10 protein-coding genes, 1 tRNA gene and 1 other annotated feature are annotated in these 13,092 nt (G+C 37.9%); all 11 genes read left to right on the top strand.

All coding sequences use genetic code 11. The features are described from left to right. Positions 1-32 precede the first annotated feature (32 nt). Positions 33-108: transfer RNA gene (locus tag GXZ93_05995), tRNA-Thr, on the top strand. A 66-nt stretch (positions 109-174) separates the two neighbouring features. Continuing rightward, entirely contained in the window at positions 175-1,914 is a 1,740-nt protein-coding gene (locus GXZ93_06000) for an arginine--tRNA ligase (GenBank protein HHT79325.1), read from the top strand. 21 nt (positions 1,915-1,935) lie between these two features. Further along, positions 1,936-3,261 (top strand): diaminopimelate decarboxylase, encoded by a 1,326-nt coding sequence (lysA, locus tag GXZ93_06005; protein ID HHT79326.1) that lies wholly within the window; start codon positions 1,936-1,938, stop codon positions 3,259-3,261. Between the two features lies 1 nt (position 3,262). Continuing rightward, positions 3,263-4,588: a homoserine dehydrogenase gene (locus GXZ93_06010; protein HHT79327.1), complete on the top strand. Its 1,326-nt coding sequence runs from the start codon at positions 3,263-3,265 to the stop codon at positions 4,586-4,588. Between the two features lie 115 nt (positions 4,589-4,703). After that, entirely contained in the window at positions 4,704-5,762 is a 1,059-nt protein-coding gene (locus GXZ93_06015; protein HHT79328.1) for a threonine synthase, read from the top strand. Next, positions 5,759-6,694, top strand: coding sequence for a homoserine kinase (gene thrB / locus GXZ93_06020; protein HHT79329.1), 936 nt, complete (start codon positions 5,759-5,761; stop codon positions 6,692-6,694). The genes GXZ93_06015 and thrB overlap by 4 nt, the downstream gene beginning before the upstream one ends. A 47-nt stretch (positions 6,695-6,741) precedes the next feature. Continuing rightward, positions 6,742-7,683 (top strand): hypothetical protein, encoded by a 942-nt coding sequence (locus tag GXZ93_06025; GenBank protein ID HHT79330.1) that lies wholly within the window; start codon positions 6,742-6,744, stop codon positions 7,681-7,683. Between the two features lie 290 nt (positions 7,684-7,973). Continuing rightward, positions 7,974-8,291 (top strand) — a binding site (T-box leader). Between the two features lie 192 nt (positions 8,292-8,483). Further along, complete coding sequence (locus tag GXZ93_06030) at positions 8,484-9,851, top strand: TrpB-like pyridoxal phosphate-dependent enzyme (GenBank protein ID HHT79331.1); 1,368 nt, start codon at positions 8,484-8,486, stop codon at positions 9,849-9,851. A 456-nt stretch (positions 9,852-10,307) separates the two neighbouring features. Then, positions 10,308-10,793: an HD domain-containing protein gene (locus tag GXZ93_06035; GenBank protein ID HHT79332.1), complete on the top strand. Its 486-nt coding sequence runs from the start codon at positions 10,308-10,310 to the stop codon at positions 10,791-10,793. Between the two features lie 434 nt (positions 10,794-11,227). Further along, on the top strand, positions 11,228-12,811 hold the full coding sequence (locus GXZ93_06040; GenBank protein HHT79333.1) for a transcription termination factor Rho: 1,584 nt from the start codon (positions 11,228-11,230) through the stop codon (positions 12,809-12,811). A gap of 114 nt (positions 12,812-12,925) precedes the next feature. Next, the coding region (rpmE, locus tag GXZ93_06045; GenBank protein HHT79334.1) for a 50S ribosomal protein L31 at positions 12,926-13,092 on the top strand (167 nt) is incomplete at its 3' end.

Raw genomic sequence — 13,092 nt, forward strand, 5'->3', positions numbered from 1 at the left:
CCTGTGGAAAGTTGAATATTTCAGTCATATCCGCCGATGTAGCTCAACTGGCAGAGCAACTCATTCGTAATGAGTAGGTTACCGGTTCAATTCCGGTCATCGGCTCCAGAAATATTATTATTTTATTATTTGTTTTTTATTATTTAAATTATTTTTATTTTGAAAGAGGATACATTGCTTCTAAGCTGCTTGAGAGAAAGGTTTCTTAATGATGTTCTCATTCTTTTTCCTGAAATTACAGATCAGGAGAAAGCTGATTTTGAAAATATTATTGCTTCTATAAGGCTTGAGGAACCGAAGAATCGTGAATTCGGGGATCTTACAACTAATGCGGCAATGGTGCTGGCTTCAAAAGTCAGGAAAAAGCCGGCAGATCTGGCAGTCCTTATCAGAGATAATATCTTAAGCAAATATGAAGACATAAAAGAAATAAATATAGCAGGATCGGGATTTTTGAATATCAGGCTGAAGGACTCTTTTCTTATTGAAAAAATATTGGAAGTTTTTGAAAAGCACGAAAGCTATGGCAGCAATAACACAGCGCTGGGAACAAAAATACAGATCGAGTATGTAAGCTCCAATCCTACCGGAAATCTTCATATCGGTCATGGAAGATGGGGAGTTATGGGAGATATTCTTTCAAATATCTATTCTTTAAACGGATTTGATGTCTGCAGGGAATATTATGTAAATGATTATGGCACACAGGCAAAAATATTTGCAGAATGCGTCAGATCCGTCTATCTTGAAATGTTCGGGATAAAATACCCTTATCCTGAAGACGGATATCCCAGAGAAACGGTTTCAAAGGTAGCCGAAACCTTATTTGATGAATTTTCCGACAGTTTTATAAAAGACAGAAAAACCATGGAATTTGATGAGACTGCTTTTTCCGGAAATGCCATCCGAATAATGGTCTCCATGATATCAGATACACTGAAGTCTGTAGGTGTTGAGTTTGATGTCTGGTTTTTCGAAAGCTCCCTTTACGGAGAGGGTTCATTTGATGCAACACTTGATTTTCTCAGGGAAAGAGGCCTTATATATGAAAAGGAGGAAGCCCTCTGGTTTAAATCAACTGATTTCGGAGATGATAAAGACAGAGTGATAATAAGGAAAGACGGGAACCCTACTTATTTTGCTTCTGACATCATGTATCTTATAGATAAAAAAGAAAGGAAATTTGAATATCTTCTTTATATTCTTGGAGCTGATCATCATGGATATATTTCCAGGCTTAAGGCAATTGCAAGTTCAATCGGCATGGATAAGGATAAAGTCTCAATAATTATCGGCCAGCTGGTAAGAATAACTGAAGGCAGGGAAGTTCAGAAGATGTCAAGAAGAAAAGGCAGAGGTTTTACCCTTGATGATCTTGTGGCTGAAGTTGGAAGGGATGCTGTGAGGTATTTCTTTTCAATGAATTCTTTTGACACCCATCTTGATTTTGATATAAGTCTGGCAAAGAAAAAATCAAACCAGAATCCTGTATTTTATGTACAGTATGCTTTTGCAAGGATCGGAAGCATACTGCGGAAAACAAATGAAAGCAGGCCTGCAAACCTTGATCCGGATTTTATTTCCGGAATGGATGATTATGACTCACGGATTTTTAAAAAGTTTCTTTCACTGATTGAAAAAAATGATTTTAAAAACTCAAGCGAGCGTAATCTTGCCTGGACAATACTGCTGTTTCCGGATACCGTAAAGGATGCCTGCAGAAACAATGCGCCGTATTTTGTTAACCGGTATTTGTACAGGCTTGCCGGTGAATTTCATTATTTTTATAAACATAATAAGATAATAACCGGAGACAGGATAAACATAAAAAGATTATTGCTTGCCATGGCTGCAAAGATTGTCTTAAAGAAAGGTCTTGATATCCTTGGGGTGTCGGCACCTGACAGAATGTAAGTTTTTTTGAAAGGAATTTAAATGCTATTACCGTTTACTGTAAAAACAAATAATATAGATCATCTCGAAATTGATGGTATTGATTTTAAAAAACTTGTGGACAAGTATGGTACGCCCCTTTATATAGTTGATGTAAAAACAGTACAGAATCAGTGCAGGGAATATATTAAAAATTTTGCCAATGATATTTTTGAAACAGAAGTTATTTATGCATCCAAGGCTTTTAACTGCATAGCAATGTGTCAGCTTGTGAATTCGGAAGGGCTGAGTATTGATGTTTCCACCGGCGGTGAGCTCTTTATTGCATTAAAGAGCGGTTTTGACCCTTCAAAAATTTATTTCCACGGAAACAACAAATCAGAACAGGAGATAGAATTCGGAGTTAATGAAAAAGTAGGATGTTTTATTGTTGACAGTTTTGAAGAAATAGATGCCCTTGACAGGATTGCAGGCAGCCGGGGAATTGTCCAGAAAATAATGATAAGAATAACTCCCGGAATACATGCATCCACTCACGAATACATTCAGACAGGCAGGGAAAAGTCCAAATTCGGATTTAATGTAAATGGCGGTTCCGCGATGGAAGCCGTCAGAAAAATAATTACAAAGAAAAATCTGAAGCTTGCCGGGATCCATTCACATATCGGTTCCCAGATATTTAATATAGAACCATATGAAAAACTAATATCAGTGCAGCTGAAATTCATTTCCCAGGTAGTTAAAGAAACAGGCCTTGTCCTTGAAGAAATAAATATAGGCGGAGGCCTTGGTGTAAAATATCTTCAGGAGGACAGAGCTTCCTCGATTTCAGAACTTGCAGCGCTTGTAAAAGGTTCTGTAGAAAAATATTCTGAAAAATATAATGTCAGAATAAAAAAACTGATGCTTGAGCCGGGCAGGTCAATAGTTGGCAATGCAGGAATTGTTATATACAAAATAGGGGTAATAAAGAATATTCCCAAAATTCATAATTATATTTCTGTGGACGGAGGAATGAGCGACAATATCAGACCTGTTCTTTATGGTGCAAAATACAGTGTTTTTATTGCAGACAAAATGAGCATAACTGAGGAATCTAAAGATAGGAAAAACTGGAAAAAATATACTATTGTGGGAAAACACTGTGAAAGCGGCGATATTCTTGTTGAAGAAATTGTTCTGCCTGATCTTGAAACAAGTGATTATATTGCGATGGCAACAGCGGGAGCTTACTGCTATTCGATGTCAAGCAATTATAACGGCCAGCCCCGTCCTGCTGTGATTGCAGTCAGAGATGGAAAGGATATGGTCTGGATCGAGCGTGAAGACTATGAAGATTTAATTAAAAATCATAAGAAGTTGGTTTGAAATGAAAAATTCAGATGAAAATACAATAAATATCGGATTAATAGGCTTGGGATATGTAGGAACAGGAGTTTTCAGGCTTATTGAAAGCCAGAAAAACTATATCACACAGAAGACCGGCAAAGTTCTCAGAATTTTAAAAGTCGCTGAAAAAGATATTGCCGGGAAAGCGGCGCCCCTTATTAAAACCTACAGGGACAAGATTACTTTTACTGATAATGCTGATGAAATAATAAATGACAGGGAAATAGATATAGTGGTTGAGCTTGTGGGAGGGATAGAACCTGCCTGCGATTATGTTATAAGATCCCTGAATAAGGGAAAGTATGTTGTTACGGCAAACAAAGACCTTATTGCGAACAGAGGCGAGAGCCTTTTTAAAGCTGCAGAGGAAAATAATGTGGATATTTTATTTGAAGCCAGTGTCGGCGGAGGGATTCCCATAATCGGTCCTATGAAAACATCGCTTGCTGCCAATAATATCAACAAGATTGTCGGAATTGTTAATGGTACCACAAATTATATTCTCACGAGAATGCGGAAAGATGAATTAAGTTTTGAGGATGCCCTGAAAATTGCACAGGAACTTGGTTTTGCGGAAAAGGTCAATCCATCAGCCGATATTGAAGGTAGCGATGCGGCATGTAAGCTGGCAATTCTTTCTTCGATAGCATTTAATTCAAGAGTTACATTCAAAGATGTTTACAAAGAAGGAATAAAGATGGTAACTCTTGATGATATCAGATTTGCAGACGATCTCGGGTACACAATAAAACTGCTGGCAATCGGCAGCAATGAAGAAAATTCTGTATGCGTAAGAGTTCATCCGGCTCTTGTTCCAAAAGATCATATACTGTCTTCCATAAATTATGCGAACAATGCTGTTTGCCTTTATGGCAATTTTGTAGGAGAAGTGATGAGCTACGGGCTTGGCGCAGGAGACAGGCCTACCGCAAGTTCCGTTGTAGGGGATGTGATCCAGGTGGCAAAAAATCTTGACCGGCACAGGAAAAAACCGGTATTCGGATGCACGTGTTTTATTCACAAGGAAATAAAACCTATTGAAGAAATAGATAATAAATTCTATGCACTTGTGGAAGTAAAGGATCAGCCGGGTGTTCTTGCAAAGATTGCTTCTGTCTTTGGGAAAAATAATGTATCAATCGAGTCAATGATACAGAAGCAGACGACCGAAAGCGGCTCCGCCCGGATTGTGTTTATAACTCACAGAGTTCTTAACAAGAATATGAATAAGTCAGTCAGGGAAATTTCAAAACTTGACGTGGTAAGTAAAGTTCTGAATATTATAAGAGTAGAAGATCTTGACTGAGATTTAATTGTTTTTAAAACCGGCCGGAAGAAGCTTTACGGGAAAAAGGTTTATTAAAAATAATTTATAGATTAATAACGGATAAAAGAAATTTGTATGGAAAAGGGAATATAAAATGACAGTTAGCTTTGAAGGAATAATTGAAAGATATCGCAGTTTTCTTCCTGTTGATGAAAGTACCCCGATAGTCAGCTTAAATGAAGGGTTCACTCCTTTGATCAGGTCTGTATTTTTTTCGGAAAAATATAATGCTGACATATATTTCAAGTTTGAAGGGCTTAATCCAACCGGTTCTTTCAAAGACCGCGGGATGACAATGGCTATAAGTAAAGCGAAGGAAGCCGGTGCAAAGGCTGTCATGTGTGCTTCCACCGGCAATACCTCTGCTTCTGCTGCAGCTTATGCAAGGCGAGGGAAAATGAGATGCATCGTGATTATTCCGGAAGGAAAAATAGCTCTCGGCAAGCTTGCCCAGGCAATGATGCATGGAGCAGAAGTTCTTGCAATAGAAGGAAATTTTGATGATGCTCTTGATGTTGTAAAATATATGACTTCAAATTTTGACATAGCTCTTGTCAATTCCATTAATCCTTACAGAATAGAGGGGCAGAAAACTGCGGCTTTTGAGATATGTGACTGGCTTGGAGATGCGCCGGACCATGTATTTATCCCTGTTGGAAATGCGGGAAATATTACTTCCTACTGGAAAGGTTTCAGGGAATACAGACAGAAAGGTTTTTCCAAAAAACTGCCGTCAATGATAGGGTTTCAGGCTGAAGGGGCTGCTCCGATAGTCAGAAAACATATAATTGAAAAACCGGAGACGATTGCAACAGCAATTCGCATAGGTAATCCGGCAAGATGGAAGGAAGCAGAAAACGCAGCATCAGAGTCCGGAGGATTCATAGATATGGTTACTGACAGCCGGATACTTGATGCTTACAAGGCCCTTGCGCTAAATGAAGGGATTTTCTGTGAGCCTGCATCAGCTGCCTGTGTTGCAGGTCTTGTCAGGACTGCAGAAAAGAATATGGATTTTATTTCAAAAAAACAGATTGTCTGCATACTGACAGGCCATGGTCTTAAAGATCCTGATACTGCAATCTCAAGTTCGGATGAAATAATCAGGGTTAAAAAAGATTATAATCAGATAAAAGAAATACTTGGATTATGAACGAAAATAAAATGATTATAAGAGTAAGGACTTTTGCGACTGTAGCGAATCTGGGTCCTGGTTTTGACTGTGCCGGTATGGCTCTTGATCTTTATAATGATCATGAAGTTTACGAAAATCAGGATGGGAAAGACTGTGTTTTTATAGAAGGAAACGACAGACACAGGATAGCAACTGACGGAAATAATCTGATTTGCAGGACAATCCGGAAAACATATGAAATAAAAACCGGGAAAAAATTTGAAGATTTAAAAAAGAATTTCAGGATAATTACCCATATCGGAGTTCCGGTGGAAAGAGGGCTTGGCAGCAGCTCGACTGCCGTAGTGGCAGGGCTTCTGATTGCTGACAGGGTTTTTGGTTTCGGCATGACCCGGAAGGAGCTTTTAAATGCCGGCCTGGAAATAGAGTCACACCCGGACAATATTGCTCCATGTATATCGGGAGGGCTTGTAGTCTGTTACAGGGACAGGAATAATGAGATAGGTTTTAAGAAAATCAGGACAGGTAATAATTTTAAAATATTATTAATCATTCCGGATTATAAAGTAAACACCAATGAAGCCAGGAAACTGGTTCCTGATTCTTTCCCCAGGGAAGATGTTATAGCAAATATTTCAAATTTTGCATTACTGATAAATAGTTTTGCATCAGGTGATTTTACAGATGCTTCAGATTTTATAAATGACAGAATCCATCAGCCTTACAGAAAGGCAGTATATCCTGATTCAATATCGCTTGTGGAAGAATTAAATGAGACAGCAGGTCTTCCGGCTGCAATAGGCGGTTCCGGTCCTACCGTCTTTGCAATAATTCCGGAAAACAAAATGAAAGAAGCAAATATATATGTTGAAGAAACGCTGAAGAAAAAATATCCGGAATTTGATTATATATTTACTTCCATCAGCAGCAAAGGCAGCTATTGCTACTGAATCGGTTATAATAAATCATTATATAAAAAATTTCTGATTAAGAAAGAATGGAATACATACTTGGAGTTGACGGCGGCGGAACAAAAACCCTGGCTGCGGCAGCAGATATGGATGGCAGGATAGTTGCCGAGACTGAATTTGGTTCCTCGAATTTTAAAAGTTCCGGTTTTGAAAAGGCAAGAGAAAACTATACGGCAGGGATCCTTAAGTTAGCCGCAAAATTAAGAAAATCTTTTAAAGATAAAACCCCTTTTTTCAAAAGTGCCTGTATCGGACTGGCTGGTTTAAATACCGCTTATGATCGGAAAATGTTCAATGAGCTTGTATTAAATGATGACTTAAAGCTGATTCTTGACATTGAAAATACAATACTTGTAAATGATACAGTTATAGGTCTGGCAGCAGGCTCAATGAAAAAGAACAGAGTCATAATCATCGCAGGTACAGGTTCCAACTGTTACGGAATCAATGCAGAAGGAGGGCAGGCAAAAGCAAATGGGTGGGACCATATACTTGGAGATGAAGGAAGCGGTTTTTCAATGGGGATCCATACCCTGAGGGCGATTATGAGAGCTTATGACGGCAGAGGTCCGGAAACTCTGCTTATGGAAAATGTTTTTGAATATTTAAAAATAAAAGACATTGATGAGCTTAATATGTGGACATATGACACAGAATTCTCAAAAGATCGTTTTGCTTCATTATCTCTGGTTCTCTGCAATACTGCTGAGATGGGAGACAAGGTTGCAATTAAAATTTTAAAAAAAGAAGCTCATGAAGCGATACTTAATGTTAAAACTGTTGTTAGCAAACTTAAGCTTGAAAATAAGGATTTCGATCTGGTTTTTGTAGGAAAAAACTTCAGATGTAAAAAATATTTTACTGATATTATTTTGAAAAAATTAAAAAAGGATTTTCCCTTAATTAATTTTTTACCGCTTATAAACAGGCCGGTTGAGGGGGCAGTACGGCTGGCGGCAGAAATATAAAAAATAGCGGAAGATCTTAAAAAAATGAAATAGAAATGAGATTATTCACAGGTGTTGGTACAGGAGCTGTCAGAGATATATTGAATTTAAAAAATTGATTTTTGATATTTAAGAATGATACAGCTTATATGCTTTAATTATCTGCTTTTTATATTTATGTCAATCAAAGAAAAGACAGCAAATTATACGTCTCCATGGATACTATTTACAAAAAAGAAACAGTGTGATAGCATACTTTCACCTGATTTCTAAAAGAGTCAGGAAGAAAGTTGCTCTTTAAAATAAAAACAATAAAGTCGTTGAACAGGAATAGTAAGCATTGGGCGGCAAAGAGAGAGTCACTGGTGGTGGGAATGTGACTGCAGGGCCGGTGTCTGAATGGGCCTGGGAGATGCCTGGTAGAACTCCGGAAATCTACTTGGGGTGATTGAACAGGAAAGTAGACCAGGACGGTTTCCTCCGTTATCAAGGGATAGGGTATGCAGGTACCTGAAAAGAGCACTGTTTTAATAGTTTTCATTGAAATTTTTTTGTAAGTAACAGATTGCAGAATTATTAAGCAGTGAAGTAGAGTGGCACCGCGGGAAGTATAACCTCTCGTCTCTACATTTTCAATTGTTTCAGGCTGTTTTCTATAAATGGCCGGACTCGGACAATTGAAATCATTGTAGAATGAAAGAGGTTTTTTATTTCCGGGTGTTTTTCTTTTTTTTGGACAAAGATAAATCAGGCAAAAAAATCTGTAATTAAGGCCCGGCCTCTTTCAGAGTATTTTTAAAAAATTTTATGAAAGGACAAAAATGGAAGACAAAACAAAAAAATATATATTGCCTGAAAGTGAAATACCTTCAAAATGGTATAATATCAATCCTGATCTGCCAAAACCTCTGGCTCCGCCCTGTAATCCTCAGACCGGCAAGCCTCTCACTCCTGAAGAGCTGGAAGTAATATTTCCAAGAAGCATAATAGAACAGGAAGTAAGCATGCAGAACTACATTGATATTCCTGCTGAACTGATTGATATTTACAGAATGTGGAGACCCACTCCTCTTGTTCGGGCTGAAAGACTCGAGCGCATGATTGATACACCTGCAAAAATATTTTTTAAGAACGAATCGGCAAGTCCGGCCGGAAGTCACAAACCCAATACTGCTGTTGCTCAGGCTTATTATAATAAAAAAGACGGTACCGGCAGGCTTACAACAGAGACAGGTGCAGGCCAGTGGGGCTGCGCCCTTAGTTTTGCCGGGGCACTTATAGGGATACCTGTAACTGTTTATATGGTAAAAGTAAGCTATGAGCAGAAACCTTATAGAAAAATTATGATGCATGCATATGGCGGAAAAGTCTATGCATCACCCTCAAAACTGACTGATGCAGGAAGGGCAATGCTTGCCCTGGATCCTGATTGTCCGGGAAGCCTTGGCCTTGCAATAAGTGAAGCTGTTGAGGAAGCAGTAAAAAGCGGAGGAGAAGCGAAGTATAGCCTGGGAAGCGTGTTAAATCATGTAATTCTGCATCAGACAATAGTTGGTCTTGAAACCAAAGATCAGTTTAAAAAAATGGGGATAACCCCCGATGTCCTTATAGCATGCGTCGGAGGAGGAAGCAATTTTGGCGGTTTTGTATTCCCGTTTATACCTGACAAACTGAAAGGCAAAGATATTAGAATGATTGCAGTAGAGCCTACATCCTGCCCGACTCTTACAAAAGGGGAATTTACTTTTGATTACGGAGATACAAGCAAGATGGCACCCATAGTCCAGATGTATACTCTGGGACATGATTTTATGCCGCCATCTATTCATGCAGGCGGTCTGAGATATCATGGAATGGCTCCCCAGGTAAGTATGCTTTATCATGAAGGACTTATTGAGGCTGTGGCATATCCCCAGAATCCATGTTTTGAGGCTGCAATGATGTTTGCAAAAGCGGAAGGGATAATACCTGCCCCTGAATCCAGCCATGCCATAAAGTGTGCAATAGACGAAGCATTAAAGTGCAGAAAGACAGGAGAGAAAAAAGTAATTGCCTTTAATCTGAGTGGCCATGGCCATTTTGATATGACTGCATATGAAAAATATATGGAAGGTAAACTGGCTGATTATGAATATCCGAAAGAGTTTGTAAAGGAATCCCTGAAAAAACTTCCAAAGGTAGAGATATAGAGTCCTGTTTGTTTTTTTATATAAATGTAAAAAACAATATGGATTTTCCAAACGGAGCAGGTTTGAATCTGCTCCGTTTTTTATAAAATATATTCCGGGTTTCCCAAAATATCCGATAATACCCAACAGAATGAAGAATATAAAGATGAGAATATAAAGATGATATGCCGGAAGATATCTCTTTTGTTCCGGCGCTAAATTTCATTGCAGTGCATGTAGCATCCGGGACTTTGATTTTGTGGTCGGAGCTTACCGTGCTTCTTTTTGTCTTAATTTCCGTTCCGACAATAATATTTTTTTATTGTGATATAAAAAATATGATAAAAATGACATTAGAACTCAAGCGGAAAATGACCAGATAGCTGAAGATGCAGAAAAAGCAAAAAAGACGGACAGATTCTGTCTGTGCAGAAAAACAAATAAAAACAGTAAAAAATTGAAAAAGGAAGAGTTTGAATGATTGAAAAAGTTATAGGCTTAATGATCTCTTATTTTGAAAAAGACAGAAAAATGATAAACCATACTTTAAAAGTCTATGGATTTGCCAGCACTATAGGCAGGCTGGAAAAACTTCCTGAAGAAAAGCAGATGACACTTGAACTTGCTTCCATACTTCACGATATAGGCATTAAAATATCTCGTGAAAAATATAATTCCTCTGATGCAAAATATCAGGAAAAAGAAGGACCGCCCATAGTCAGAAATATGCTTGAATCTCTGGGATTCAGCAAAGAGATAACAGACAGGGTATCTTTTATAGTAGGCAGTCATCATAGTTATGAAAAAATTGATGATCTGGATTTCCGCATAGTTGTTGAAGCGGATTTTCTTGTAAACCTTGATGAAGGTTTTGTGCCTATGAGTGATTTTGACTTTATTAGAGGGACTTATTTTAAAACAGAATCTTCAATAAAGATGCTTTATTCCATGTATAAAGAATAAAACCATTGATTTCCCCGCCAAGACGAGAGAAGCGATTGGGGAATTATTTCTGCAAACTATGCAGGAATAGGCAGGCTGGACCGGCGCTAAATTTCATTGCGGTGCATGTAGCGTCCGGGACTTTGATTTTATGGCCAGAGCCTACCATGCTTCTTTTTGCCTTAATTTCCGTTCCGACAATGATATTTTTTTATCGTGATATAAAAAATATGATAAAAAATAAAATAACTTGATTTTTTTTAAATTTAGTATTTAATATCACTTAAAGTGCTATTTTTTAGTGAAAATTAATATTGTAGGGTGATTTCTTCATTTTTGAAGCATTCCATTTTATTTAATTCTTAATCTTAATCTTTGAAACAAGAATTTTAATTTTTTTTATATAAATCCATAAAAGTAAAATAGATTTATCTGACTGAAAGGGGTAATTTTTCGTGGAAAGTGAAAATAATACGGATAACCGGCAGATTCTTGAATCCAAGACTCTTGCTGATTTACAGGTAATAGCAAAGAATTTTGGTGTTACTTCCGTAACAAAATATAAAAAGTCTGATTTAATCAATAAGATCATCGAAATTACCAGTCCACCGGCTGTTAATGTATCTGTCGGGGCATCACCTGAAAAAACCATAACCATACAGGAGCCTGTGAAAAAAGAAAGCGATCCGAAAATTTCAGAAAGTCAGGAAGATTTAATATTATCTGAAGAAAAACAGCAGAAAGAACCGGTAAAAGAAAAAATTACTGAGGTTAAAAAAGAGGTTGCAGAAAAATTTGAAGATACGGAAGGGGAAGAAGCCGAAAAGGCGGTTGTAGCTGAGGAGAAAACTGAACCGGGAAAAGCAAAAAAACCGTTTGTTGAAAAAGAAGTATATGAAGAAAAAATGAAAGGAATTCTGGATATACTTACAGACGGATACGGGTTTTTAAGGACTTCCGGTTACCTTCCCGGCGCAAATGATATATATGTTTCACAGTCTCAGATCAGGAAATTTCATTTAAGACAGGGAAATGAAGTATTTGGTGTTGTAAGGCCTCCGAAAGAAAATGAAAAATATAATGCTCTTTTAAGAATAGAAAAAGTAGATGGTTCTGAACCTGATGCAATGAGAAGAAGGGTTCCTTTTGAGGCTTTGACTCCTTTATATCCAATGCAGAGATTAAGGCTTGAAACCATTCATGGGGGTATTACTCCCAGAGTCATAGATCTTGTTGCTCCTATTGGAAAAGGCCAGAGAGGACTGATAGTTTCTCCCCCTAAAGCCGGTAAGACAACTATTCTGAAAGAACTTGCAAACAGTATAGCTACAAATAATCCCGAAGTAATAATAATGGTTCTTCTTGTGGATGAAAGGCCCGAAGAAGTAACAGATATGGAAAGATCGGTCAAAGGCTATGTAATCAGTTCAACATTTGACATGCCTTCAGAAAATCATATACAGGTATCAGAGCTTGTGATGGAAAGGGCCAAAAGACTTGTTGAGCAGGGAAAAGACGTACTTATTCTTCTGGACAGCATAACAAGGCTTGCCAGGGCTTATAACCTTTCAACTCCTGCGAGCGGCAGGGTGCTTTCAGGCGGTGTGGATTCCACTGCTTTATTCCCGCCCAAAAGATTTTTCGGTGCGGCAAGGAATATTGAAAACGGCGGAAGTCTTACAATACTTGCGACTGCTCTTATAGATACCGGAAGCAGGATGGACGAAGTCATATTTGAGGAATTCAAGGGAACCGGAAATATGGAAATCAACCTGGATAGAAAGCTTGCAGACAAGAGGATTTTTCCGGCAATTGACATTACCCGTTCAGGAACCAGAAAAGAAGAATTGCTTATGAGCGAGGATGAAGCCAACCTGGTCTGGAGGCTAAGAAGGATTCTGTATGACAAGGAACCTGAAATAGCAATTGAGCAGCTGATAGACTATATAAGAAAAACAAAGACAAACAGGGATTTCCTCAATATTATAAAAAACACTTTCAAGAGTGAAGAATCTCCATTCAATTCAAGAACCCTTTGATTTGTCTGGTTTTTATGATAGTATATTTTGCTTAATAATTTTGTTGCAGCAACGACCTGCAGCCTGATTTTTTAATTTTCATGAAAAATATTTTAATAGAGAGGTAAATTTTTAATGAAACAAGAAGGTCATCCGGAATATTTTGATTGTGTTGTAACATGCTCATGCGGCAATACCTGGACAACAAAGTCAACCAAAAAAGAATTAAAGCTTGACATATGTTCAGCCTGTCATCCTTTTTATACCGGAAAGCAAAAACTTATTGATAGTGGCGGAAGAGT

The sequence above is a fragment of the Actinomycetota bacterium genome (assembly GCA_012837825.1).
Taxonomy (GTDB): domain Bacteria; phylum Actinomycetota; class Humimicrobiia; order Humimicrobiales; family Humimicrobiaceae; genus Humimicrobium.

What these genes read in the sequence shown, in the direction of transcription:
- GXZ93_06035 (HHT79332.1), top strand. Translation starts at nt 10,308, where the DNA reads ATGATTGAAAAAGTTATAGGCTTAATGATCTCTTATTTTGAAAAAGAC.
- GXZ93_06010 (HHT79327.1), top strand. Translation starts at nt 3,263, where the DNA reads ATGAAAAATTCAGATGAAAATACAATAAATATCGGATTAATAGGCTTG.
- lysA (HHT79326.1), top strand. Translation starts at nt 1,936, where the DNA reads ATGCTATTACCGTTTACTGTAAAAACAAATAATATAGATCATCTCGAA.
- GXZ93_06030 (HHT79331.1), top strand. Translation starts at nt 8,484, where the DNA reads ATGGAAGACAAAACAAAAAAATATATATTGCCTGAAAGTGAAATACCT.
- GXZ93_06025 (HHT79330.1), top strand. Translation starts at nt 6,742, where the DNA reads ATGGAATACATACTTGGAGTTGACGGCGGCGGAACAAAAACCCTGGCT.
- GXZ93_06015 (HHT79328.1), top strand. Translation starts at nt 4,704, where the DNA reads ATGACAGTTAGCTTTGAAGGAATAATTGAAAGATATCGCAGTTTTCTT.
- thrB (HHT79329.1), top strand. Translation starts at nt 5,759, where the DNA reads ATGAACGAAAATAAAATGATTATAAGAGTAAGGACTTTTGCGACTGTA.